This is a genomic window from Mesorhizobium sp. Root552, assembly GCF_001427285.1.
Lineage (GTDB): Bacteria > Pseudomonadota > Alphaproteobacteria > Rhizobiales > Rhizobiaceae > Mesorhizobium.
In genome coordinates this window covers 109,409-135,180 of the sequence record NZ_LMFV01000045.1, presented here as the reverse complement: position 1 = coordinate 135,180, position 25,772 = coordinate 109,409, and the positions used below count along the sequence as shown (strand labels likewise).

The window sequence follows — 25,772 nt, the reverse complement described above, 5'->3', positions numbered from 1 at the left end:
AAATATCAAACGAAATGACTACTGGCTGGCCGTCATGCGCATATCAGGGACCATAGCCGCTATCAGGGGCCGAGAACGCCGCTCGGGCCACAACAGCACGAGAGCCATCGATACAATAGCGCCAACAATCATCAGGATTGGAAAGACGAGCAGCGACCGGGTGGTGATCATGGATCCGGAAACCGCCGGCGGTGACAGCGGCAGGTATAGGTCACCTGCTGCCTCTGTCATTCGTTGCCGCGCCGTTCGAAGCAATTCCTGATATTCAGCAGTCAGGCCGGAAAACTCCTTGGCTGCGGCCTTAAGAAACTCAGAAGAAATCTCCACGCCGGAAGAACCTTGCGTCAGATCGATCTCCTTCTGCAGCCTGGAGATCTGCTCCACGATGTCTTGGCGTTGTTGCAAGACGGTTTTCATGTAGTCGGCGAGAGAAGCCTTGTCGCTAAGCTCGATTATCTTGCCGAGAGCGCCGTCGGCGACTTGGACATTTTGCCCTCCAACAACCTCGCGGCCAGTGGAATCCGCATCCCAGCTTCCGATTGCCTTCCCCGAATTCTGATAGTCGTTGATCTGGGCCAATGTGCGATCAAGCCCCGCAACCCTGCGCTTCCAATCCTCCACGGTCAGGGTCCGTTCACGCACATAGATTGCTGAAACGCGGTCGCCGCTATCGTCGCTTTCGGCGAATATCGGATTGAAATACACAGCCCGAAAGCGGTTGAGGTCGGCGATGATATCGACAGCCGACTTGTTGTCTTGCGTCGTGACCGACGCCAACCTGTTGTCGCTGGAGAGAAGAGCAAGGCCCTTGTCTATACTGTCGAGCCTCGTCTTCGCCGTAATCACGCTCGTTGGGTTGTCGAGTTCCTCATCTGAATATGTAACCGCCAGCCCTTGAATGCGGGTGTCTGCAAAAATCCGGAACTGCTTCGAATAGATTTCGCTCCATATCTGCGGGATCGCCACGGCGATAGCAGAACCGGTCTCCTCATCAACACCCAGGCCGGCGTAGTTCACATCGATCCGCAGGCCGGATTGCATCAGTCCTTGCAACTCCAATTGATAGGCGTCGTTGATACTTTCAATGTCGGCCTGATTGAGCCCCCTCGCCGCAAGCCTGTTCTTGTATTTCAAGGAAACTGCAGCGGCCATGGGCGAGTCGTATTCAACCGAAATGAAGTTCCGCACATTCGTCTGCGGCGGAAAATCGAACCGCTGCTGCAGGGCGCTTACGACTTGTGGAATCAGCAAATCCTGCGGGGAAAAATCAGTTCCATTGGGAAATTTGGAATTCTCGATATTTCGTAGCGTCACAAAATAGCTGACCGGGTTGCTGAAGCCGGTTGCCGTCTTCAGCACCCACAGTCCAGCCAGAAGTAAAGCGAGAAGAAATATCGAAACAACCAGACCGCGCAAACGCCAAGCCTTCGTGAGCAAATCACGAAGTGATATTTCCACCGAGTCCATAACCTGCAAGCCCGACCATTTTCCCCACTACTTGATTGGAGCCAGATCGAAAAGGAGTCAAGTAAAGTTGCCTGTCAAGATCAACTTGAAATCGCTCTACGCACCGACGCTACATATATTTTCAACATGGAAACAACTTAATTAATACTAGGTATCAAAAATTCTGCAGCCCAACCAAACGGTCGGAAAAAGTCATATCGCTCGCCTGGCCAAAGCCAGGCGACATCCCGCTCACAGTAGGAGAATCAAATGAAGAACAATGCCAAACTGTTCAAAATGGTGCGGTCGAGAAGACTCGAACTTCCACGGGTTGCCCCACAGCGACCTCAACGCTGCGCGTCTACCAATTCCGCCACGACCGCACGTGGTAGGCCGGACATGTCCGGCACGCGGCGTGTAGCAAATCACTTCCCCCGAAACAAGGGCACGAGTGGCAATATTCGCGGAATAACCGAAGTGCTCCCGGACCGTTTCAAACTTGCCAGGCTGGGCACAGTGAAAAGTCGAGGAACTGGACGTTCGCCAGATTTGCCGCCATATGAGAAGCTGAATTTGGAATTGTCCATGTCTCAGCGTAGCCAGATAGCCACGTCGTTTCTGCCATCTCCCGGCTCGGCGCCGGTCGAATGGCGTATCGAGAGCGGCCTGACCCCTTACCCGGACGCACTTGCCTTCATGGAAGCCCGCGCCGAAGCTGTTCGTGCAGGCACCGCTCCAGAACTCGTCTGGCTCGTCGAACACGCGCCGCTTTATACGGCCGGCACCAGCGCTCATGTCGAAGATTTGATCGAGCCTGATCGCTTTCCCGTGTTCGCTGCCGGACGTGGTGGTGAATACACCTATCATGGACCAGGCCAGCGCGTGGCCTATGTCATGCTTGACCTAAAGCGCCGGCGCGAGGACGTGCGTGCCTTTGTCGCCGCGCTGGAAGAATGGATCATCCATACACTTGCCGCCTTCAACGTACGAGGCGAGCGACGCGAGGATCGCGTCGGGGTATGGGTGGTAAGGCCAGACCGCCCCGCTTCTCCCGACGGGTCACCCGCCGAGGACAAGATTGCAGCAATCGGCATCCGCCTACGCAAATGGGTCAGCTTCCACGGCATCGCCATCAATGTAGAGCCTGATCTTTCACATTTCGGTGGCATCGTTCCCTGTGGAGTGCAGGACCACGGCGTCACCAGTCTCGTCGATCTTGGCCTGCCGGTTACGATGGCAGACCTGGACCTTGCCCTGAAAACTGGGTTTGAGGATGTCTTCGGGCCGGCAAAACAGGCGACAGTGGACAAAGCTGCCTGATCCCGCATTAGCCGTAGATCCGTTTGGCCACCCTGAAACGCGCATTGTTCATAGCGCGCCAATCCAGATGGCCATCGTAACAAGAAACGTACTCATGCAAACGAGCGACACAACATCCTGAACAAGATCAGTCATCACTTACTCCTGTTTGTTGAATGTTCGTATTTTGTTCTAATTTTGTTCGAATGTCAACGATCGAGCGAGGTGCCAACCAGCGCCTAACGACGTCGATTACCGCTAGAGTTAAGGAACAGTTGCATCGCAACAGTCGGTGTTAACACACGTTCAAGCGCTGCCGAACAAACGCGCTGCCCCTTAAGGAACGAATGCTCTCGGTCACCCTGCGCCCACTGAACCTGGATCAGAGCGTCACGACCTTGCCTTCTGAAAGCGTGACGCGGCGATCCATGCGTCCGGCAAGCTCATGATTGTGAGTTGCAATCAGTGCTGCGAGGCCGGATTGCCGAACCAACGCCTCAAGCGCCTCGAAGACATAGGAAGCGGTGGCCGGATCAAGATTCCCCGTCGGCTCGTCCGCCAACAGCACCAATGGCGCATTGGCGACAGCGCGCGCGATTGCAACGCGCTGTTGCTCGCCACCAGACAATTCCGATGGCCTGTGCTGCGCACGCTGGCCGATCTTCATGTAGTCCAGCAACTGCGCGGCACGCTCGGCGGCTTCCTTGCGCGGCAACCCCTTGATGAGTTGCGGCATCATGATGTTTTCGAGCGCCGAAAATTCCGGCAGAAGATGGTGGAACTGATAGACGAAGCCCACATCGTTGCGGCGAACCGCGGTGCGTTCGTCGTCGGAAAGCTTGCCGCAAGCCTTGCCGGAAAGGATCACATCGCCACCGTCGGGGCGTTCAAGCAGACCAGCGGTGTGGAGCAGCGTCGACTTACCCGTGCCCGACGGCGCCACAAGCGCCACCATCTCTCCGCGCTTCAGCGAAAAATCCGCACCGTTCAGGATGGTGAGCTTGCGCTCCGCCTGCACATAGTGGCGTTCGACCCCCCTCAGCTCGATAACGGCCTCCGCCATTATTCGTACCTCAGCGCTTCAACCGGATCGAGCCTTGCTGCCCGCCATGCCGGAAACAACGTTGCCAGGAACGACAGGACAAGCGCCATCAGCACCACCGAAGCAGTTTCGCTGAAATCCATCTTGGCCGGCAGCTGGCTGAGAAAGTAGAGCTCGGGGTTGAACAGCACCGTGCCGGAAATCCATGAGAAGAACTCACGGATGCGCTCCACATTGAGGCAGATCACGATTCCAAGAACAACTCCGGCCAAAGTGCCGATGACGCCGATCGCCGCTCCCGTCATCAGGAAGATGCGCAGGATAGCCCCTCGAGTAGCCCCCATCGTGCGCAGGATCGCAATATCGTGGCCTTTGTCCTTCACCAGCATGACGAGGCCGGAGATGATGTTGAGCGCTGCCACCAGAACAATCAGCGTCAGGATCATGAACATCACGTTGCGTTCAACCTGAAGAGCCGAAAAGAAGGTCTGGTTGCGTTGCCGCCAGTCGGTCAGGTAAATCTGCCTCTGCGCGGCCTCTTCGACCTTGGGTCGAAGCGCATCGACATTGTCGGGATTGTCGACATAGATTTCAATCGTCTGCGCCCTGCCCTCCATGTTGAAATAGAGCTGCGCTTCCGAAAGCGGCATATAGACGATGGAGCTGTCATATTCAGACATGCCCACTTCGAAAATGGCGGTAACCGGGTAACCCTTCAGGCGCGGCGTCGTGCCAAGCGGCGTCACGTCACCATCGGGTGAAACGAGCGTGATCGTGTCGCCAAGCACCAGGCCAAGATTTTCCGCCATGCGGCTTCCGATCGCCACTCCCTCGCCGGTATCGAAACCGATGATCGAGCCTTGCTTGATATTGTTGGCAACGATTGAAACCTTGCCGAGATCCTCGCCCCTGATGCCGCGCACCAAGGCGCCCGTGCCCGAGCCAACATTGCCTTGCGCCAGCACCTGGCCATCGATCAGCGGCAGCGCATACTTCACGCCGGCCACGCCATTGATGCGGTTGGCGACCTCGGCATAATCTTCCAGCGGCATATCAATCGGCGTCGCGATGAGATGGCCGTTGACGCCGAGGATGCGGGTCAGAAGCTCGGCGCGGAAACCGTTCATCACCGCCATGACTACGATCAAAGTCGCAACACCCAGCATGATGCCGAGAAACGAAATCGAGGCGATGACCGAGATCACGGTCTCCTTGCGGCGCGAGCGCAGATAGCGCCACGCAACCATGCGCTCGAAACCGGAAAACGGCCCGGCGCCAACTGGCCGCTTCGCAGTCTGGCTTCCAGAAGCCGCTGCTGTAGCAGCTTGGCTCATGCCTTTTGCCCTAGGCTGGCGAGCAATGTTTCGATGGACTTGACGTCGCGCTCGCCCGTTGAGCGGCGCTTGACCTCAACCTCACCGGCAGCCGCTCCCCGTGGACCGACGATAACCTGCCACGGAATCCCTATGAGGTCGGCAGTGGCAAACTTGCCGCCCGCGCGCTGCTCGGTATCATCGTAAAGCACATCAAGGCCGGCCGCCTGATGTGCACTGTAGAGTTGCTCGCACAGCCGATCACACTCTGCATCGCCGGCCTTCATGTTGATGATGACGACATCGAAAGGCGCGACACTTTCCGGCCAGATGATGCCGTTTTCATCGTGGCTAGCCTCGATGATCGCCGCAATCAGGCGCGTCGGTCCGATGCCGTAGGAACCCATGGAGACAAAGTGCTCCTTGCCGTCCGGCCCTTGCACCTTGGCGTTCATCGGCTTGGAATACTTCTCGCCGAAATGGAAAATGTGGCCGACTTCGATACCGCGCGCCGAGAGCCGGTCACCCTCGGGGATAGTGTCCCACGCGGCCTCGTCATGCATCTCGTCCGTCGCCGCATAGGGCGTTGTCCAGCGTGTCACGATGTCGGCAATCTCGCCGTCATTACCGAAATCCACGTCTTCTCCCGGCACGGCAAGTTCAAGAAAATCCTTGTGACAGAAAACCTGGCTTTCGCCGGTCTCGGCCAGGATAATGAACTCGTGCGAAAGATCGCCGCCAATCGGGCCGGTATCGGCGCGCATCGGAATTGCTTTCAGCCCCATGCGCGTGAACGTGCGCAGGTAGGATACGAACATGCGATAGTAAGCCGCTTTTGCGCCCTCGTAGTTCAAGTCGAACGAATAGGCATCCTTCATCAGGAATTCACGGCCGCGCATCACGCCAAAGCGCGGACGCACCTCGTCACGGAACTTCCACTGGATATGATAGAGATTGAGCGGCAGGTCCTTGTAGGACTTGACGTAGGAACGGAAGATTTCCGTCACCATCTCCTCGTTGGTCGGTCCGTAGAGAAGCTCGCGCTCCTGCCTGTCCTTGATGCGCAGCATCTCCTTGCCGTAGGCGTCGTAGCGGCCGCTTTCGCGCCACAGTTCGGCCGACTGTATGGTTGGCATCAGGATTTCCAGCGCCCCGGCCCTGTCCTGCTCCTCGCGGATGATGCGGCAGACCTTGTCGAGCACCCTCTTGCCAAGAGGCAGCATCGTGAAAGAGCCCTGCCCCTGCTGCCGGATCATGCCGGCGCGCAGCATGAGCCTGTGAGAGACGATCTCGGCCTCACGCGGGTTTTCCTTGAGAATGGGCAAGAAGTAGCGCGACAAACGCATGAGCTGTTCCGTGAGAGAAAATAGCGCCACCGGAATCGGTGCGCCGCAGGCTTGTTTGCTTCGGCTTCATAGCCATTTCAAGGCCGATTGGAAACCCGCGCCCATCAGTTGATGGATCGCGATGATGCCGCAGTCATACCCTGGCTACTCTGCAGGCATTGACCGCAGTTTTATTGTGCAATGCAGCACATTTAAGTCGGTTTATGGGCAAAATTTGTAGTGACTTTCTTGCGGGCGTTGGTCTAGTGTGCCTCGATAATCGAGAGGGCGGAGCAAAATCTGCCCTCCTACGCGGTCAAAGTCTTGGGAGGATGCGATCTAGGCGCGGTTACTCGCTGCCGCCGGACAACGGAACACAGATCGGACGCGTTTATTGCAAGGCCTCGTGCCTTGCATTTTTTTTGTGCAGATATCTACCGGCAGGTATCGTCGCCAAGGTCAGACCCTGGCACGACGAACGGCTTCACTTGAAATCGGGGACTATGCGCGGGATATCGTCAAAGCCAAAGCCCAGCACGTTTGTAACAACGTAGAGAACGGCCATGATCGCTGCCGTCACAAGCGTTGTCCAAAGCACGGCGCGCAGCATGTGCGGCCCGCGCGGCGCACTCGGTATCGTGCCCAGCGTGATATCGCCGTCATCTTCCTGCGTTTTGACCCCAAACGGCAGGATCGCAAAAAGAACCAGCCACCACAGCACAAAGAACAGCGCAGTGAACGAGATCCAGTTCATGACTGTTCCAGTTCGATCAGCGTGCCGAAGAAGTCCTTCGGGTGCAGGAACAGGACAGGCTTGCCATGCGCACCGGTCTTTGGATTACCGTCACCAAGCACGCGCGCACCACCGGCTTTAAGCTTGTCGCGCGCGGCCAGAATATCCTCGACCTCGTAGCAGACGTGGTGCATGCCCCCGGATGGGTTCTTGTCCAGGAATGCGGCAATGGGCGATGCCTCGCCCAAAGGCTCCAGAAGCTCGATCTTGGTGTTGCCGACATCGATAAAAACAACCGTCACCCCATGCTCGGGCAATGTCTGCGGCTCTGTCACACGGGCGCCGAGCGTTTCACGATAGGTGGCGACTGCAGTGGCCAGATCAGGCACCACGACAGCAACATGGTTCAGGCGTCCAAGCATGCGGGCTCCGTCTGGCAAGAGGCAGTAAGGAAGAACTGAGAGTGTATCGCCATCGCTGCACACCTACCGCCTTGCCGCCCTATCCCCTTGCTCCCTTGTACCTCACCGCGTCACGAACACCGTAACCAGCGGTTTCTTCCCCCAGGCTTCGTTTGCCGCAGCCCTGACGGCACGGCGTACGGATTCCTGGACGAGGTCGAGGTCTTTTCGGCGCTGACGAGGGATTGAGTCCACCGCGCCGATTGCCGCATCGAGCATCAGATCCTCCAGCGTCTCGCCGCTGGCATCGGTTTCGGCAACGCCAATCGCCACCAGATCAGGATCGCCCGCCAGTTCATATTTGTCATCGAGCACGACATTCACGGCGACATGACCGGCAAACGACAGCTTGCGCCGGTCCTTGATACCCATCGCCTCGTCGCTGCCAACCAGCCGCCCGTCCTTGTAGACGCGTCCGAACGGCACTTGGTCGATGATTGCTGCAGACCCCGGATATAGCCGCAGCATGTCGCCATCGCGAATCTGCGCCACTTGGGCGATACCGGACATCGCCATCAGCGAGCCCTGCGCAACCAGATGCGCTGCCTCGCCATGCACGGGCACGCCGATTTGCGGGCGCACCCATTCGTACATGCGCTTCAGTTCGCTGCGTCGCGGATGGCCGGAGACGTGCACAAGCGCATCGCCGTCCTCGATGATCTTCATGCCGAGATCTATGAGGCGATTCTTGATCTCGAGGATCGCCTTCTCGTTGCCGGGAATGGTGCGCGAGGAAAAGATCACCGTATCGCCAGCCGTCAGCGAAACCGTCTTCATCTCGTCACGCGAAAGTTTCGCAAGTGCTGCCAGCGGCTCTCCCTGGCTGCCCGTGCAGATGATCACCAGGTTTTTCCGGTCGATGAAACCGTAATCTTCCTCGGCGACGAATTCCGGCAGGCCATCCATGTAGCCAAGCTCGTCGGCAACATCGATCACTCGTTTCAGTGAGCGGCCAAGCACGAGGCATTTGCGCCCTGCATCGCGCGCCGCGCGCGCAATGGAGATGATGCGGCCGACATTCGAGGAAAAGGTTGTGATCGCGACGCGGCCCTTGGCCTGTTCAATCAGCGTCTTCAGGCTGGCGCCGACCTCCTGCTCCGAGGGTGAATCCCCTTCCCTCAACGTATTGGTGGAATCGCAGATCAGCGCCAGCACGCCCTTGTCGCCATAGGCGCGGAAACGGGCCTCGTCGGTTTTAGGACCAAGCGTCGGTGCAGGATCGATCTTCCAGTCACCGGTATGGATCACTGTGCCAGCAGGCGTTGTGATCGCCAGTGACATAGGTTCGGGAATGGAGTGAGCCACTGGAATGGCCTCGATCTCGAACGGGCCAATCGTGAATTTTTCCCCGGCGCGATAGACTGTCACCGGAATTTTCGGTGCGCCTTGCTCACCCTGGCGCTTGGCCTCCAGCAGGCCGGCCGAGAACGGCGTCATCCACACCGGCGCTTTGAGGCGGGGCCAGATGTCATGCAGCGCGCCGTAGTGATCCTCGTGCGCATGGGTGATGACAATGCCGCGCAAATTGGCAATGTTCTCTTCGATAAAACGGGTATCGGGCAGGATCAGGTCGACGCCGGGATGCGACGGGTCCGGGAAGGTCACGCCGACATCGACGACAAGCCACTCGCGCGCCGTGGCCGGCCCATAGCCGTAGAGCGCGAAATTCATGCCGATCTCCCCGACACCGCCAAGCGGCACGAAAACCAGTTCGGCATTTTCCGCTTGCGCCATCGTCATACCTTTCTCGAAGAGAGCCGACGGACCCTCAGGGCCAAAGCTTCTTGCTATGCCGCCCCTGCCCGGAGCGTTTCCTCAAACGGCTGCGGCTGAAGCAACCGCGCCGAAATGAACATCGCCAGCCGCAATCGTCACGACAGATCCGTTCTTATCGCGGATCACGAAACGGCAGTCGTCGTCAATGGTTTCGAACGTGCCACGCACCACATTACCGTCAATTCTGACAGCAACCTCGCTGCCGATGCCCGCAGCGCGCTCGAGCCACCGGCGGCGGATCGCGGCAAGGCCGCGCCCGTCCCCCCATAGGCGCGCGTTTTCCTGCCAGGCGTCCGAGAGGGCGAGGAACAGCATCTCCGCGTCACAATTGGCGCCCAGCGCCTTCAGGGAGGTGGCCGGATAAGGAACGTCCTGCGGATAGGCAACGACATTGACGCCGATGCCGACTGCCACGGCGAAGCGCCCGTTGTCCAGCAGCGTCGATTCCAGAAGGATGCCGGCCATCTTGGCGCCGGAGGCAAGCACATCGTTAGGCCACTTCAATTCGAAGCGGTTACGCCCTTCGCCACTACCGCCGTCAACGCCAATTGAAATACGCCCCTTCGGCACGACCGCATCGAGCGAATCTGCAAGCGCCAGCCCCGCAACGAAGCCGAGCGTAGCAGCCAGCCTCAGTTCGAAATCGGCGACCACCAGCAGGGTTGCAGCAAGATTGCCTTCGGGCGAAAGCCAGGCTCGTCCGCGCCGGCCACGCCCGCTCTGCTGGTTCTTCGAAACGACCCAAAGCTTGCCCGGGTCGCCGGCACGGGCGCTTTCCAAGGCCTGCGCATTGGTCGAGCCGATCGTGTCATACGCGTCGAGGCGATATCCCTGGGATGCCGCTGTCGGCGCGAGCGCGAACGCCATCAGAAGAACGTCTTGGCGGCTGCCTGCGCATAGGTGCCGATGGGACCGCCAATCAGCACGTAGAACAGCACGAAAGCCCCGGACGCACCAAGCACGACACGCAGTTCGACAGGCATCGGCTCAAAGCCGCCGACGGGCTCGTCGAACCACATGATCTTGATGATCCTGAGATAATAGAATGCAGCCACGACCGAAGACAGCACGCCGATAACTGCCAGCGCATAGAGTTCGGCATTGATGGCTGCGAGGAATACGTACCATTTCGCCCAGAAGCCCGCGAGCGGCGGAATGCCTGCCAGCGAGAACAGAAGGATGGTGAGGATGGTCGCCATAACCGGATTGGTGTTGGACAGTCCGGCGAGATCGCCGATCGTCTCGACCTGCCCCTCCTTGCGCCGCATCGCGATGATGAAGGCAAAGGTGCCCAGCGTCATAGCCACATAGATCAGCATATAGATGATGACGCCCCGCACGCCCGCTTCGCTGTTGGAGGCAAGCCCAACCAGAGCAAAACCCATATGGCCAATCGACGAATAGGCCATCAGGCGTTTGAAATTGCGCTGGCCGATGGCCGCGAACGAGCCAAGCGCCATCGAAGCGATGGACACGAACACGATGATCTGCTGCCAGTCGCCGGCCGATGGCTGGAATGCTTCCATGACAAGACGCAGGATCAGCGCCATCGTGGCAACCTTTGGGGCCACCGCAAAGAAAGCGGTCACCGGCGTCGGCGCGCCCTCGTAGACGTCGGGTGTCCACATATGGAAAGGAGCTGCCGAAATCTTGAAGACCAGGCCAGCTAGGATGAAGACAAGTCCGAACAGGACACCAACCTGCCGCTCCGCGCCCGTAAGCGTCGAGGCGATGACATTGAAGTCGATCGAGCCGGTGTAGCCGTAGACCAGCGAAATGCCGTACAGCATCATGCCGGTGCCGAGTGCACCGAGCACGAAATACTTCAGGCCGGCCTCGCTCGAACGCAGGCTGTCGCGATTGATCGCAGCTACGATATAGAGCGCCAGCGACTGCAATTCGAAGCTGAGATAAAGCGCGATCATGTCGTTGGCCGACGCCATCAACAGCATGCCGGTGGACGACAGCATCACGAGTATCGGATACTCGAAACTGTCAAATTTTTCCGCCTTGGCGAAACCGACCGACATGACGAGTGTCACTGCAGCGCCGACGAGCGTCAACACCTTCATGAAACGTGCAAACGGATCGACCACGAACGAATTGCCGAACGCTTTACCCTCGCCGACCGAGAAAAGCAGCCATGCCGCGGCAGCGGCCATCACAAGCACCGCAAGCGTTGTGACGAGCGTGCTCGAGCGGCTGGTCGAATACACGCCGATCATGAGCAGAACCATCGCGCCGACGGCGAGGATGAGTTCCGGCGTTAGCAGTGCGAGACTGGCGGAGAGTTCCGGCGTCATGGTTCGCTAAATCTCCAGTCAGTTTGCAGCCGCGGTCTGCGCGGCATTGATGGATGCGGTGACGTTGGTCACCAGCGCCTTGACCGACTGCGCCGTCGCGTCGAACACCGGCGCCGGATAGACGCCGAAGAAGATCGTCAGCACCACCAGCGGATAGAGGATCGCCTTTTCCCGCCCGGACAGGTCGAGCATGCCTTTCAGGCTGTCCTTGGTCAGCGTGCCGAAAACGACCCGCCGGTAAAGCCACAGCGCATAGGCAGCAGACAGGATCACGCCCGTCGTCGCAAAGAATGCCACCCAGGTATTGGCCTTGAAAGCACCGAGCAGCGTCAGGAATTCGCCGACGAATCCGCTGGTGCCGGGCAAGCCGACATTGGCCATGGTGAAGATCAGGAACGCCACCGCATATTTCGGCATGTTGTTGACGAGGCCGCCATAGGCGTCGATCTCGCGGGTGTGCAACCGGTCATAGATGACGCCGACGCACAGGAACAGCGCGCTGGAAACAAGGCCGTGCGACAGCATCTGGAAAATGGCGCCCTGGATGCCCTCTGCGTTCACCGCAAAGATGCCCATCGTCACGTAACCCATATGCGCGACGGACGAATAGGCGATCAGCTTCTTCATGTCCTCTTGCATCAACGCGACCAGCGAAGTGTAGATGATCGCCACGACCGACAGCGCAAACACCATCGGTGCGAACATATCCGAAGCAATCGGGAACATCGGCAGCGAGAAGCGCAGGAAACCGTAACCGCCCATCTTCAAAAGGATGCCGGCAAGGATAACGGAGCCCGCTGTCGGCGCTTCCACGTGCGCGTCGGGTAGCCATGTATGCACCGGCCACATCGGCATCTTCACCGCAAACGACGCGAAGAAGGCCAGCCACAACCACGTCTGCATCGAAGCCGGGAAGGCATGGGTCAACAGCGTCGGGATATCGGTCGTGCCGGACTGCCAGAACATCGCCATCATGGCGAGCAGCATCAACACCGAGCCAAGCAGCGTATAGAGGAAGAACTTGAACGAGGCATAGACGCGCCGCTTGCCGCCCCAGACGCCGATGATGATGAACATCGGGATCAGGCCGGCTTCGAAGAAGACGTAGAACAGGACGATGTCGAGCGCACAGAACACGCCGATCATCAGCGTTTCCAGAAGCAGGAAGGCGATCATATAGGCCTTTACGCTTTTCTGGATCGATTCCCACGAAGCCAGGATGCACAGCGGCATCAGGAATGTCGTCAAGATGACGAACAGCATCGAAATGCCGTCGACACCCATATGGTAGGAGATGCCCGAGTCCAGCCACTCGTGCTTTTCGACCATCTGGAACCCGGCCTGCGAATTGTCGAAGCCGATCCATACAAACAGCGACACCACGAAGGTAACGACGGTCGTCAGCAGCGTGATCGAGCGAATGTTGCGCCGACCGTTCTCATTGTCGTCGCCGATCAGCAATATGAGCAGCACGCCAACCAGCGGCAGGAACGTGACCGTCGATAGAATTGGCCAGTCGGTCATTGGGTCAGAACCTGCTAATCTGATCGAAATGGTGTGAGGCCATCTGGCCAGATACTAGGAGCGAAGGCGAAGACAATGTCGACCATTGTCGAGCGTTCGCGACGACGTTGCTGGCCTGATAGACCACATCCGAAGGACGCCCAAGCGGCTTCGACTTGCCGTGTCGAACCCCTTGGCCAATGGACACCCATCGACCGTCGAGGTTCTCCTTGCATTTCTTTACCGTTTCAGGCGCCATTTCGAACATATTGGTAGATCCTGACCCTAGAGCATCATCCAGGTGACGAGTGCAGCAACGCCGATCAGCATGGCGAAGGCGTAGTGATAGAGGTAGCCGGACTGCAGCTTGACGACGCGGTTGGTGACATCGACCACGCGCGCCGAAATCCCGTCAGGACCAAGCCCGTCGATGATCCTGCCGTCGCCCGTCTTCCACAGGAAGTGACCGAGCCGCTTGGCTGCGCGCACGAACAGGAAGTCGTAGAGCTCGTCGAAATACCACTTGTTGAGCAGGAACGCGTAAAGCCCGCGATGCTGCGCGGCAAGCTGCTTCGGCGTTTCCGGCGAGCGGATATAGAACTGCCACGCGAACAAAAGCCCGATCAGCATCGCCACGAAAGGCGACAGCTTCACCCACAGCGGCACGCCATGCATGTCGTGCAGGATGTGGTTGTCGGGCAGCGTGAACAGCGAGGCCTTCCAGAACTCGCCATAGGCTTCGCCGATGAACTGGTCATGGAACAGGAACCCGGCAAACAGTGCACCGGCGGCAAGGATAAACAGCGGCACCAGCATCACCGGCGGCGATTCATGCACATGGTGCATCACCTCGTGGCTCGCCCGCGGCTTGCCGTGGAACGTCATGAAGATCAGGCGCCACGAATAGAAGCTGGTGAAGCAGGCCGCCACGACAAGCAGAATGAAGGCGAAACCGGCGACGGCATTATGGCCGACAAAGGCGCTTTCGATGATGGCGTCCTTGGAGAAAAAGCCCGCAGTGCCGATAACCGTCACCGGGATGCCGACACCTGTCAACGCCAGTGTGCCAATGACCATCATCCAGTAAGTGGTCGGGATCAGCTTGCGCAGCCCGCCCATCCTGCGCATGTCCTGCTCGTCCGAAACGGCATGGATGACCGAACCCGAACCGAGGAACAGCAGCGCCTTGAAGAAGGCATGCGTGAAAAGGTGGAAGATCGCCGCGCCATAGGCACCGACGCCCAGCGCCACGAACATGTAGCCGAGCTGCGAACAGGTTGAATAGGCGATAACCCGCTTGATGTCGTTCTGCACCAGGCCGACCGTCGCTGCGAAGAAAGCTGTGATCGCGCCGACAAAGGTCACCACGAGAAGCGCCGTGTGCGAAAGCTCGAACAGCGGCGACAGGCGCGCCAGCATGAAGACGCCAGCCGTCACCATGGTGGCAGCGTGAATCAGCGCCGAAACCGGCGTCGGGCCTTCCATGGCGTCCGGCAGCCAGGTATGCAACGGCACTTGCGCCGACTTGCCCATGGCACCCATGAAGAGAAGCAGGCACACCACCGTAATTGCTGCCTGCTTGTCGAGCGCATAGCCGAGGAAGTTCAGCACCGCCTCGCCACCCGCCGCAGCTTCAGCGCCATGTTCGGCAGGGACGAAGGAGGCGGCATTGGCGAAGATCGTACCGAGGTTCACCGAGCCGAACAGCACGAACACGCCGAAAATGCCAAGCGCAAAGCCGAAGTCGCCGACGCGGTTGACCACGAACGCCTTGATCGCCGCGGCATTCGCCGACGGCTTCTTGTACCAGAAGCCGATCAGCAGGTAGGACGCAAGACCGACGCCCTCCCAGCCGAAGAACATCTGGATCAGGTTGTCGGACGTCACCAGCATCAGCATGGCGAAGGTAAACAGCGACAGATAGGCGAAAAAGCGCGGCCGGTTGGGGTCGTGGTGCATGTAGCCGATCGAGTAGATATGCACCAACGCCGACACGGTGTTAACGACGACCAGCATAACCACCGTCAGCGTATCGATCCTGAGTGCCCAAGCCGTATCGATGCCGCCGGACTGGATCCAGCGCAACACCGGAACGGTGAACACTTCCGTTTCAGAAAAGCCGACCGAGAAGAACGCCACCCACGAAAGCACGGCCGAAATCACCAGCAGCCCGGAGGTGATGTATTCCGAAGCCTTGGCGCCGAGCGAGGTGCCGAACAGCCCAACGATCAAAAAGCCGATGAGGGGAAGGAAGACGATAGCTTGATACATGATCGGTCCCGTCAACCCTTCATCATATTCACGTCTTCGACCGCGATGGAGCCGCGGTTACGGAAGAAGACCACAAGAATGGCTAGGCCGATCGCCGCTTCTGCCGCTGCCACCGTCAGCACGAACAGCACGAAAACCTGTCCCACCAGATCGTTGAGCAGCGAGGAGAACGCGACCAGATTGATGTTGGCCGCAAGCAGCAGCAACTCGATCGACATCATGATGACGATCACGTTCTTGCGGTTCAGGAAGATGCCGAACACGCCGATGGTGAACAGGATCGCCGAGAGTGTCAGGTAATGTCCGATGCCGACGCTCATGTCAGATGCCCTTCCCGGTCTCGACCTTGCGGACTTCGATGGCCTCTTCCAGCGTGCGCGCATTCTGCCGCGCGATGTTCTGGCGCTTGACGCCCTGCTTGTGGCGCAGCGTCAGCACGATCGCGCCGATCATGGCGACCAGAAGGACGATGCCGGCCATCTGGAAGAAATGGATGTAGTCCGTGTAGAGAATATCGCCCAGCGCCGCCGTGTTGCTGCGCGTGGCAAGATCGGGGATCGGCTTCGCCGCGCCTGAACCAAGTTGCGGCGCCAGCACGTAGCCGCCGGTCACGACGACCAGTTCGGCCGCAAGGATCAACCCGACCAGCGCCCCGATCGGCGCATACTGCAACGCCCCACTCTTGAACTCGGCGAAATCGACGTCGAGCATCATGATGACGAACAGGAACAGCACCATCACCGCGCCGACATAGACGATGAGCAGGATCATCGCGAGGAACTCGGCCCCGGCGAGCAGGAAAAGTCCCGCCGCATTGAAGAATGTGAGGATCAGGAACAGCACGGAATGAACGGGATTGCGAGACGAGATGACCATGAAGGCCGATCCCACCGCGACAAAGGCGAAGAGGTAGAAAAAGATCGCCTCTAGTCCGTTAAGCATGGGTTCCCCCGGGTTTCCTTGTCCGGCCGGAGCTTTCACCCCTACCGGCTTTCTGTGCCTCGGTCCGCCTCCGGTCCCGAAACCGCGTGTTCCTTAGACGAGGCACCCCGCCCCGTCCATCCGTCATTCCATCTGCCCCCGCCATCGTGGCGGAAAGCAGCAAACTCACCGATACGGCGCGTCCATTTCCATGTTGCGCGCAATCTCGCGCTCCCAGCGGTCGCCGTTCGCCAGAAGCTTGTCCTTGTCGTAGTAAAGTTCCTCGCGCGTTTCCGTCGCGAATTCGAAATTCGGCCCCTCGACAATCGCGTCCACGGGGCAGGCTTCCTGGCAAAAGCCGCAGTAGATGCACTTCACCATGTCGATATCGTAGCGCACGGTGCGGCGCGTGCCGTCGTTGCGGCGCGGGCCTGCCTCGATGGTGATCGCCTGCGCAGGGCAGATCGCTTCGCAAAGCTTGCAGGCAATGCAGCGTTCCTCGCCGTTGGGATAGCGGCGCAAGGCATGCTCGCCTCGGAAACGCGGGCTGGTCGGCCCCTTTTCGTGCGGATAGTTGATCGTTTCCTTTGGCGCGAAGAACTGCCGGATTCCCAACAGGTAGCCGGCGACGATATCTTTGAGCAGCAGCGACTTCGCCGCTTGGCCGAGCGCGGACATCAGGCAAACCCCGTCAGCTTGAGGAAGGCGGCCGTTGCGACGACCATGAACAGCGAGATCGGCAGGAATACCTTCCAGCCCAACCGCATCAACTGGTCGTAGCGGAAGCGGGGCAGAACCGCCTTGGCCATCGAGAAGATGAAGAAGACGAAGCACACCTTGAGCACGAACCAGATGATGCCCGGCACCCAGTTGAGCACCGCCACATCGACCGGCGGCAGCCAGCCGCCAAGGAACAGGATGGTGGTCAGCGCGCACATCAGCACCACGGCAACGTATTCGCCGAGGAAGAACAGCAAAAATGCCGTCGACGAGTATTCGACCATATGGCCGGCAACCAGTTCCGATTCGGCCTCGACGAGGTCGAAGGGCGGGCGATTGGTTTCCGCCATTGCCGAAATGATGAAAATGACGAACATCGGAAACAGGCCGAGCCAGTGCCAGTCGAGGAAGGAATTGGTCAGGCCGAGACGGGTTCCGAGACCATCCTGCTGCGACATCACGATATCCGTCAGGTTCAGCGAACCGACGCACAAAAGCACGGTGACGATGACGAATCCGATCGAGACTTCATAGGAAACCATTTGTGCCGCTGAACGCAGCGCACCGAGGAATGGGTACTTCGAATTGGAAGCCCAGCCGCCCATGATGACGCCATAGACCTCGAGCGAGGAAATGGCGAGCACGTAAAGGATGCCGACATTGATGTTGGCAATCGCCCAGCCCTCGTTGACCGGAATGACCGCCCAAGCCGTCATTGCCACGACTGCCGAAACCAAGGGCGCCAGCAAGAACACGCCCTTGTTCGCGCCCGAAGGAATGATCGGTTCCTTGAACACGAACTTGAGCAGATCGGCAAATGCCTGGAACAGGCCCCACGGGCCAACCACGTTTGGACCGCGGCGCAACTGCACGGCCGCCCAGATCTTGCGATCGGCATAAAGAATGTAGGCCACGAAAATCAGCAGGACGACGATCAGCACGACCGACTTCAACAGGATGATCAGCGCAGGCAGGACGTAGAAGGAGAAGAAAGTATCCATGTCCTACTCCGCCGCCTGCTTGAAGCCGCCCTTGGCGAGCGCCGAGCATTCGGCCATCACCGCCGAGGCGCGTGCAATCGGATTGGTCAGGTAGAAGTCGCGCACCGGCGAAACGAAACCTGCCTTGTTCAATCGGCCGCCCAGCTTGGCAAGCTTGACGACGTGATCCGTGTCGCCTTCTTCGATCCGGTCGATGCGAGCAAGATGCGGATGCTCGGCATAGAGCTTGGCCCGCAACTGGGCCAGGGAATCGAACGGCAACTTCTTGCCAAGCACATCTGACAGCGCCCGCAAAATTGCCCAGTCCTCGCGAGCCTCGCCGGGCGCAAAGCCTGCACGATTGGTCTGCTGCACGCGGCCTTCGGTGTTGACGTAGGTGCCCGATTTTTCAGTGTATGTGGCAGCCGGCAAAATCACGTCTGCACGGTGCGCACCGGCATCGCCATGCGTGCCGATGTAAACCACAAATCCGCTGGACACCTTGCCCATGTCAAGTTCGTCGGCGCCGAGCAGGAACAGAACGTCCGTCGCGCCGATCATGTCGGCAACATCCTTGCCGCCCTCACCCGGGACAAAGCCGATGTCGAGCCCGCCGACCCGTGCAGCAGCGTTATGCAGCACCGCAAAACCGTTCCAGTCGGGCCTAACGGCATTCGCTGCCTTGGCAAGTTTGGCGGCCTGTCCAAGCACCGCCGCGCCGTCGCCGCGCGCCAGCGCACCCTGGCCTACGATGATGAGCGGCTTTTCAGCCTTCTTCAGAGCCTGGAAGAACTTGCCGTTGCCGTCGGCCAGATCCTTGAGGCTTTCCGGTCCTGCTCCCAGCGCTTCATAGTCGTAGCGCAAATCGCCGAAATCGCCGATCACGCCGATCGGCAGCGGGCTCGCACGGAAACGCTTGCGGATGCGGGCATTCAACACCGAGGCTTCAAAGCGCGGGTTTGCGCCGATGATAAGGATCGCATCGGCATTCTCGATGCCCTCGATGGTCGGATTGAAGATGTAGCTGCCGCGGCCATGAGCCGGATCGAGCGCCGCGCCATCCTGGCGGCAGTCGATATTGCTGGAGCCGAGCGAATTGATCAGCTGCTTCAGGGCGTACATTTCCTCGACGGCGGCAAGATCGCCGGCAATCGCGCCGATCCTGTCCGGTGCCGTCTTGGCGACAGCGTCTTTGATCGCGGCAAAAGCATCGGCCCAGCTCGCAGCAGTGAGTTTGCCGTTGCGGCGTACGTAAGGCCGGTCGAGCCGCTGGGTGCGCAACCCGTCCCAGATGAAGCGGGTCTTGTCCGAAATCCATTCCTCGTTCACCGGCTCGTTGACGCGCGGCAGGATGCGCATCACTTCCCGGCCACGCGAATCGACACGGATAGCCGAGCCGACGGCATCCATCACGTCGATGGATTCGGTCTTGGTCAGTTCCCACGGCCGCGCCTGGAAGGCATATGGCCGCGCCGTCAGGGCGCCAACCGGGCAAAGGTCGATCACGTTGCCCTGCAGTTCAGACGTCATTGCCTGCTCAAGATAGGTCGTGATTTCGGCATCTTCGCCGCGGCCGATCAGGCCAAGCTCCGAAATGCCGGCCACCTCGGTAGTGAAACGCACGCAGCGCGTGCAGTGAATGCAGCGCGTCATGATCGTCTTGACCAATGGCCCGATATACTTGTCCTCGACTGCGCGCTTGTTCTCGTGGAAACGCGAGGAATCCATGCCGAAGGCCATGGCCTGGTCCTGCAGGTCGCATTCGCCGCCCTGGTCGCAGATCGGGCAATCGAGCGGATGGTTGATGAGCAGGAACTCCATCACCCCTTCGCGGGCCTTCTTCACCATCGGCGTGTTGGTGAAGACTTCCGGCAATTCGCCGTTCGGACCGGGCCTCAGGTCGCGCACGCCCATGGCGCACGAAGCCTGCGGCTTCGGCGGGCCGCCCTTCACCTCGACGAGGCACATGCGGCAGTTGCCGGCAATCGACAACCGCTCATGGAAGCAGAAGCGTGGCACTTCCGCGCCCGCCTCTTCCGCCGCCTGCAGCAGCGTATAGTGGTCGGGTACTGTAATTTCTTTCCCGTCGACCTTCAGCTTTGCCATGTCGCCTCGAACCCTGTCGGCCTTTGCCGCAATTCCCGTCGCGGGCGCTATCAGGCGCGCCCGACCCTTTTGTCACTATTTTCCAGCTGATAACGCGGTCGCCTGTCCTACCCAGTCGTCGCGTCCTATACGTCCCCGAAAACCCAGCATGTCATCCACCCAGGCAATTTCCTCCGGGCTCCAGCCAGCTACCTGCCCATAAGTCCAGATACCCAGACCGTTGAGCACCTGCTCCAGCTTGGGTCCAATGCCTGAAATCGCCTTCAGGTCGTCCGGGATCGCTGGCTTTTCCAGCGCTGCCGGCTTTCGGAAATCTTCCGGCATGATCTCGCCCGCTGCCGATGCATCGACAGCAACGGCCGCCTTTGTCGGTTGCGCGGCAGCCTTGCCGGCATCGGCATCCACCTCGGTCACTTCCTTGGCCAGAGACTGCGCTTCCGCAATCAATGTCCTGGCGGTCGCACGCGCCCGGCTCGCCGGCACACTTCTTGCTTGGGCGGGCGCTAGCGCCTCGCGCGCTTCACTCTCGTCCGCCAGAGGCTGCATCAACCGCTGCGAAGCCTCAACGGCTCCGGTCAGCGCACCGACCCACATGCCGAACGCCTGGCTGGCCAGGCCAACGCCAAGCGCCGAAAGCGCGGCAGCGCCGGCAGCCGGGTGCACGAACAGGTTGATGGCACTCGCCACCTCCTTCGGCATCATTTTGGTCAGGTCCTGGTTCATCTTCTCGAATTCGTTCAAATCAGCTTGCAAATGATCGGGTATGGGAAACATCGACATTTCAGTTCTCCTGTGTCGTTCCGTTCCGTCTACCTTCGTTGCGTTTCCTCATTTTTCGGGCTTTGCCCGCACTTTCGAATTGGTCTTATTCCGCCGCCGCAAGCACAGGCTGAACCTGATGCGCGTTGCGGGTGAACTCGTCGATACGCCGCTCGATCTCCGGCCGGAAGTTGCGGATCAGGCCCTGTACCGGCCATGCAGCCGCATCGCCCAGTGCACAGATGGTGTGGCCCTCGATCTGCTTGGTAACGTCCAGCAGCATGTCGATTTCGCGCTTCTGCGCCTGCCCGCGCACCAGCCGCTCCATCACCCGCCACATCCAGCCGGTGCCCTCGCGGCACGGCGTGCATTGGCCGCAGCTTTCGTGCTTGAAGAAGTAGGACAGCCGGGCGATTGCCTTCACGATATCGGTCGACTTGTCCATGACGATCACGGCAGCCGTCCCGAACGAGGATTTCTTCTCGCGCAGGCCGTCAAAATCCATCGGGCAGTCGATGATGTCCTCGGCCTTGACCACAGGGCACGATGCGCCGCCGGGAATAACCGCCAGCAGATTGTCCCAGCCGCCGCGAATGCCGCCGCCATGCGTCTCGACCAGTTCGCGGAAGGTGATGCCCATGGTCTCTTCGACCGTGCAGGGCGTGTTCACATGGCCGACCAGCATGAAAAGCTTGGTGCCGACGTTGTTCGGGCGTCCGAAAGACGAGAACCATGCCGCGCCACGCCGAAGGATCGTCGGCGCAGCCGCAATCGATTCGACGTTGTTGACCGTCGTCGGGCAGCCATAGAGGCCGACATTGGCCGGGAACGGCGGCTTTAAGCGCGGCTGGCCCTTCTTGCCCTCGAGGCTTTCGAGCAGCGCCGTTTCCTCGCCGCAGATATAGGCGCCTGCGCCGTGATGGACATAGATTTCGAAGTCGTAGCCGTTCTTGTTGTTCTTGCCGATCAGCTTGGCGTCATAGGCTTCGTCAATGGCCCGCTGCAGCGCCTCGCGCTCGCGGATGAACTCGCCGCGCACATAGATGTAGGCGGCGATCGCACCCATGGCGAAGCCCGCAAGCAAACAGCCTTCGACCAGCGTGTGCGGGTCGTGGCGCAGGATGTCGCGGTCCTTGCAGGTGCCGGGCTCGGATTCATCCGCATTGACGACGAGATAGCTCGGACGCCCGTCGCTCTGCTTGGGCATGAAGGACCATTTGAGACCGGTCGGGAATCCCGCGCCGCCGCGCCCGCGCAGGCCGGACGCCTTCATCTCGTTGATGATCCAGTCGCGACCCTTGTCGATGATGTCCTTGGTGCCGTCCCAGCATCCACGCGCCATCGCGCCCTGCAGCGAACGGTCGAATTGGCCGTAGATATTGGTGAATATGCGATCCTTGTCCTGAAGCATCGTTCGTCCCTCAGACCGGCTTCTTGCCGAAAACGCGGATGTATTCGGCTACGCCACCCTTGGCGAGCGCCTTGGCCTGCTTCACCCAATCCTCGCGCTCGACGCGGCCGTGGAAATTGAGATAGCCATCGACCCAGTCGCGCTCGGCCTTCTTCCACGAAGCGACTTGCGCGAACGTGAAGATGCCAAGCTCGTGCAGGATTTTCTCGTTCTTCGGACCAACGCCTGAAATCAGCTTGAGATCGTCGACCGCTGTCGGGCGGGCTATGCCTGCCGGGCGGTTCTTGTCTTCAAGCGATGGCTTCGCGTCCGCCTTGGTCTTTGCTTCTGGCGCCTTGAACGCGGCTGCCGGCTCGGCCTTGGCCTTGGCGCCGCGGCGCTGCTTGGCAGCACCATCGACCTTGGCGGTCGCCTTGTTGGCATTGGCGGCCGAATGAGCCGGAGCCGCCACGCTCGCCGCTTTTTCTGCCGCAGGAGCGACCTTTGCCTTGGAAGGTGTCTTCAAAGCCGGGCTTGTTTCGGGTGCATCTGTCTTCGGCTTGGCAGCATTGGATGGTGCAACCGCTGCCTTGGAAGCGGCCTTGGCCTCGCGGTCGCGTGTCGTCTTCAAGACGGCCTTTTCGTCCACGAGCGCGCTGAAGCCCGAGACGGGCGCGGACCGGAAACGGCCGTTCTGCGGTCCCGTAGGCACCGAGGCGCCCTTGCCTGCCTCGAATGCATCGATGATCTCGGCCAGACGCTCGGGCGTCAGGTCCTCGTAGGTATCCTTGAAAATCATCACCATCGGCGCGTTGACGCACGCGCCGAGGCATTCCACCTCTTCCCACGACAGCGTGCCATCCTCATTGGTATGGAACTGATCGTGGTGGATCTTCGAGCGACACACATTCATCAGGTCTTCCGCGCCGCGCAGCATGCACGGCGTCGTGCCGCAAACCTGGATGTGAGCGCGCGTGCCGACCGGGCTCAACTGGTATTGGGTGTAGAAAGTCGCAACCTCGAGCCCACGGATATAGGGCATTTCGAGCATGTCGCAGACCGTCTCGATCGCCGCCTTCGTCACCCAGCCTTCCTGTTCCTGCGCCAGCATCAAAAGCGGGATGATCGCCGATTGCTGACGACCCTTCGGATACTTCTTGATCCACTGCTTGGCCACCGCCGTATTCGCCCGGTTGAAGGCGAAACCGGCTGGCTGGACTTCGGCGGCGGCTAGTCTGCGAACTGTCATTTTCTGATCCTGGCTCCCGCTTCAGTGCACCAGCGTTGCCGCTTCGAGGCGCTGTAGCCAAAACGGGCTTCTGCTTGCGATCATGTCGTAGCCTGTGCGGCGGGACTTCTTGATCCGGTTCAACTCGTCGGCGGACTTCAGTTCGCGGGCCTTGTCTCCACCCAGCCAGAACACCCGCAACTTCATCGCGTCGAGAACATGGCGTGTCGTCTCGTGCTTCGGGTCCGATCCGTGCTCCTCGTAGATGAACACCGTATCCCGTGCCAAAAGCCCCTCGCCGCCTTCCAGCGCCGGCACTTCCACGCCTTCGACGTCGAGCTTGACCATGAACTTGTCCAGCCCCTTGAACAGTGGCAGGCGCGCCAGATCGTCCAGCGAAATCGTCTCGTTCTCGAAAAGCACCGTCGCATTGCCGCCGGGCGCGACTGTCGAACGGGCCTCGTGCTTGCGCCCGTAGATTTTGACTGGCTCGCCGCTTGCCTTGCCGATGGCTCGGTTGAGAATGGTGAACCGTTTGTCGTTGAGCTGCCAGTTCTCCTCAAGCCCACGGTAGGTATCCGGCGCAAGTTCGATAGCCACGGTCTTCCTGGCGCCAGCAGCCGGTCCCGACACCAGGATCGACCAGTAGCCATGATTGGCGCCGCCGTCGATGAACCCGAACTCGACGTCGCGCGCGAGGTCAACCAGCGCATGCAGCGCCTTTTCGTAAGGGTAGTTCCGGCGCAGCAGCACCGACCAATAGGTGTCGCAATAAGCAACGCGCATCCGGCAGTCCGGATCGAGCACGAAGATCATGGAGCGCTTGCTCGGCAGGAACGTCCTCACCGCGCGGGCGATATAGGAGATGCCGAAATTGCTGAACGGGCGCAGGACGGCGAGCGCTGCACGAAGAGCGGCGATAGCCGTGCGCTCGACGGCGTTCGCGTTGTCAACGCGCCCGCTTCTGGCGTCGATCACGATATCGTCCGCCACCGCAGCCATCATCTGTCGACCTCGCCGAAGACGATGTCGAGAGAGCCGAGAATGGCGGTCACGTCGGCGAGCATGTGGCCGCGGCACAGGAAATCCATGGCTTGCAGATGCGCAAAGCCGGGCGCGCGCAGCTTGCAGCGGTAAGGCTTGTTGGAGCCGTCGGAAACGAGATAGACGCCGAACTCGCCCTTCGGCGCTTCGACGGCCGCATACACCTCGCCTGCGGGTACCTTGTAGCCTTCCGTATAGAGCTTGAAGTGATGGATCAGCGCTTCCATTGAGCGCTTCATCTCGCCACGCTTCGGCGGCACCACCTTGCCATCCAGATTGGACACAGGGCCGGCGGCTTCCTTGCCAAGCAGGAGATCGATGCACTGGCGCATGATCCTGGCAGACTGGCGCATCTCTTCCATGCGGATCAGGTAACGGTCGTAGCAGTCGCCGTTCTTGCCGATCGGAACGTCGAACTCGAGTTCGGAATAACACTCGTAAGGCTGCGACTTGCGCAGATCCCAGGCAGCGCCCGAGCCGCGCACCATCACGCCTGAAAAGCCCCATGCCCAGGCGTCTTCCAGCGACACCACGCCGATATCGGCATTGCGCTGCTTGAAGATGCGGTTGGGCGTCAAAAGCGCATCGAGATCGTCAACCGATTTCAGGAACGGATCGATCCACTTGCCGATATCCTCGACAAGCTTCTGCGGCAAATCCTGATGCACGCCGCCCGGCCGGAAATAGGCAGCATGCATGCGCGAGCCCGAGGCGCGCTCATAGAACACCATCAGCTTTTCGCGCTCGACAAAGCCCCACAGCGGAGGCGTCAGCGCGCCGACGTCCATGGCCTGTGTCGTCACATTGAGTATGTGCGACATGATGCGGCCCATTTCGGAATAGAGCACCCGGATCAACTGGCCACGCTTCGGCACTTCGATGCCGAGCAGGCGCTCGGCGGCAAGCGCGAACGCATGCTCCTGGTTCATCGGCGCGCAATAGTCGAGACGATCGAGATAAGGCACCGCCTGCAGATACGTCTTGTGCTCGATCAGCTTTTCAGTGCCGCGATGCAAGAGCCCGATATGCGGGTCGACGCGATCGACCACTTCGCCGTCCAGTTCGAGCACGAGGCGCAGGACGCCGTGCGCGGCAGGATGCTGCGGACCGAAGTTGATGTTGAAGTTGCGTACCGAGGTTTCAGCCATGCCC

At 59.8% G+C, this 25,772-nt stretch carries 22 protein-coding genes and 1 tRNA gene; 1 reads left to right on the top strand and 22 read right to left on the bottom strand.

Annotation, left to right across the window (positions count from 1 at the left end):
• Positions 1-18 precede the first annotated feature (18 nt).
• Together ASD50_RS15710 and ASD50_RS15705 are read right to left on the bottom strand one after the other, a co-directional pair.
• Positions 19-1,476 (bottom strand): hypothetical protein, encoded by a 1,458-nt coding sequence (locus tag ASD50_RS15710; protein ID WP_156465126.1) that lies wholly within the window; start codon positions 1,474-1,476, stop codon positions 19-21.
• 268 nt (positions 1,477-1,744) lie between these two features.
• Positions 1,745-1,829 (bottom strand) — tRNA-Leu (locus ASD50_RS15705).
• A gap of 202 nt (positions 1,830-2,031) precedes the next feature.
• Between ASD50_RS15705 and lipB the strand changes: the two genes are divergently transcribed.
• On the top strand, positions 2,032-2,766 hold the full coding sequence (lipB, locus tag ASD50_RS15700) for a lipoyl(octanoyl) transferase LipB (protein ID WP_056243071.1): 735 nt from the start codon (positions 2,032-2,034) through the stop codon (positions 2,764-2,766).
• Between the two features lie 361 nt (positions 2,767-3,127).
• On the opposite strand, the gene ASD50_RS15695 is transcribed toward lipB, so the two are convergent.
• The 20 genes from ASD50_RS15695 to ASD50_RS15600 form a co-directional block, all read right to left on the bottom strand.
• Positions 3,128-3,808 carry an ABC transporter ATP-binding protein gene (locus tag ASD50_RS15695; RefSeq protein WP_056243069.1) on the bottom strand — a complete coding sequence of 227 codons (681 nt, stop codon included), beginning with the start codon at positions 3,806-3,808 and terminating at the stop codon, positions 3,128-3,130.
• A complete protein-coding gene (locus tag ASD50_RS15690; RefSeq protein WP_056243066.1) occupies positions 3,808-5,121 on the bottom strand; it encodes a lipoprotein-releasing ABC transporter permease subunit in 1,314 nt (437 codons plus the stop codon). The genes ASD50_RS15695 and ASD50_RS15690 overlap by 1 nt, the downstream gene beginning before the upstream one ends.
• Positions 5,118-6,446: a proline--tRNA ligase gene (gene proS, locus ASD50_RS15685; RefSeq protein WP_056243065.1), complete on the bottom strand. Its 1,329-nt coding sequence runs from the start codon at positions 6,444-6,446 to the stop codon at positions 5,118-5,120. Before proS ends, ASD50_RS15690 begins: the two co-directional genes overlap by 4 nt.
• A gap of 463 nt (positions 6,447-6,909) precedes the next feature.
• On the bottom strand, positions 6,910-7,179 hold the full coding sequence (locus ASD50_RS15680) for a DUF1467 family protein (protein WP_056243064.1): 270 nt from the start codon (positions 7,177-7,179) through the stop codon (positions 6,910-6,912).
• Positions 7,176-7,580: a methylmalonyl-CoA epimerase gene (mce, locus tag ASD50_RS15675; RefSeq protein ID WP_056243063.1), complete on the bottom strand. Its 405-nt coding sequence runs from the start codon at positions 7,578-7,580 to the stop codon at positions 7,176-7,178. The genes ASD50_RS15680 and mce overlap by 4 nt, the downstream gene beginning before the upstream one ends.
• 102 nt (positions 7,581-7,682) lie before the next feature.
• Positions 7,683-9,353, bottom strand: a complete 1,671-nt coding sequence (locus ASD50_RS15670) for a ribonuclease J (RefSeq protein ID WP_056243060.1) — start codon at positions 9,351-9,353, stop codon at positions 7,683-7,685.
• An 81-nt stretch (positions 9,354-9,434) separates the two neighbouring features.
• Complete coding sequence (locus tag ASD50_RS15665) at positions 9,435-10,262, bottom strand: biotin--[acetyl-CoA-carboxylase] ligase (RefSeq protein WP_056243059.1); 828 nt, start codon at positions 10,260-10,262, stop codon at positions 9,435-9,437.
• The gene (gene nuoN / locus ASD50_RS15660) at positions 10,262-11,698 is read right to left on the bottom strand and encodes an NADH-quinone oxidoreductase subunit NuoN (protein ID WP_056243056.1); all 1,437 of its coding nucleotides are present in this window, start codon (positions 11,696-11,698) and stop codon (positions 10,262-10,264) included. The genes ASD50_RS15665 and nuoN overlap by 1 nt, the downstream gene beginning before the upstream one ends.
• Positions 11,699-11,716: 18 nt before the next feature.
• On the bottom strand, positions 11,717-13,222 hold the full coding sequence (locus tag ASD50_RS15655) for an NADH-quinone oxidoreductase subunit M (RefSeq protein ID WP_056243053.1): 1,506 nt from the start codon (positions 13,220-13,222) through the stop codon (positions 11,717-11,719).
• 264 nt (positions 13,223-13,486) lie between these two features.
• Positions 13,487-15,472, bottom strand: a complete 1,986-nt coding sequence (gene nuoL, locus ASD50_RS15650; RefSeq protein ID WP_056243051.1) for an NADH-quinone oxidoreductase subunit L — start codon at positions 15,470-15,472, stop codon at positions 13,487-13,489.
• A gap of 11 nt (positions 15,473-15,483) precedes the next feature.
• Positions 15,484-15,792 carry an NADH-quinone oxidoreductase subunit NuoK gene (nuoK, locus tag ASD50_RS15645; protein WP_056106704.1) on the bottom strand — a complete coding sequence of 103 codons (309 nt, stop codon included), beginning with the start codon at positions 15,790-15,792 and terminating at the stop codon, positions 15,484-15,486.
• Between the two features lies 1 nt (position 15,793).
• Entirely contained in the window at positions 15,794-16,414 is a 621-nt protein-coding gene (locus tag ASD50_RS15640) for an NADH-quinone oxidoreductase subunit J (RefSeq protein WP_056243049.1), read from the bottom strand.
• Between the two features lie 165 nt (positions 16,415-16,579).
• A complete protein-coding gene (gene nuoI / locus ASD50_RS15635) occupies positions 16,580-17,071 on the bottom strand; it encodes an NADH-quinone oxidoreductase subunit NuoI (protein WP_056243047.1) in 492 nt (163 codons plus the stop codon).
• Positions 17,071-18,114, bottom strand: coding sequence for an NADH-quinone oxidoreductase subunit NuoH (gene nuoH, locus ASD50_RS15630; protein WP_056243046.1), 1,044 nt, complete (start codon positions 18,112-18,114; stop codon positions 17,071-17,073). The genes nuoI and nuoH overlap by 1 nt, the downstream gene beginning before the upstream one ends.
• 3 nt (positions 18,115-18,117) lie before the next feature.
• Complete coding sequence (gene nuoG, locus ASD50_RS15625) at positions 18,118-20,199, bottom strand: NADH-quinone oxidoreductase subunit NuoG (protein ID WP_056243044.1); 2,082 nt, start codon at positions 20,197-20,199, stop codon at positions 18,118-18,120.
• 75 nt (positions 20,200-20,274) lie between these two features.
• Positions 20,275-20,979 carry an NADH-ubiquinone dehydrogenase gene (locus ASD50_RS15620; RefSeq protein ID WP_056243042.1) on the bottom strand — a complete coding sequence of 235 codons (705 nt, stop codon included), beginning with the start codon at positions 20,977-20,979 and terminating at the stop codon, positions 20,275-20,277.
• Between the two features lie 85 nt (positions 20,980-21,064).
• Complete coding sequence (nuoF, locus tag ASD50_RS15615; RefSeq protein ID WP_056243040.1) at positions 21,065-22,369, bottom strand: NADH-quinone oxidoreductase subunit NuoF; 1,305 nt, start codon at positions 22,367-22,369, stop codon at positions 21,065-21,067.
• Positions 22,370-22,379: 10 nt separating this feature from the next.
• Positions 22,380-23,597: an NADH-quinone oxidoreductase subunit E gene (locus ASD50_RS15610; protein WP_056243038.1), complete on the bottom strand. Its 1,218-nt coding sequence runs from the start codon at positions 23,595-23,597 to the stop codon at positions 22,380-22,382.
• Positions 23,598-23,618: 21 nt separating this feature from the next.
• Positions 23,619-24,581: an FkbM family methyltransferase gene (locus ASD50_RS15605; protein ID WP_056243036.1), complete on the bottom strand. Its 963-nt coding sequence runs from the start codon at positions 24,579-24,581 to the stop codon at positions 23,619-23,621.
• On the bottom strand, positions 24,578-25,768 hold the full coding sequence (locus ASD50_RS15600) for an NADH-quinone oxidoreductase subunit D (RefSeq protein WP_056243034.1): 1,191 nt from the start codon (positions 25,766-25,768) through the stop codon (positions 24,578-24,580). Before ASD50_RS15600 ends, ASD50_RS15605 begins: the two co-directional genes overlap by 4 nt.
• Positions 25,769-25,772 lie beyond the last annotated feature (4 nt).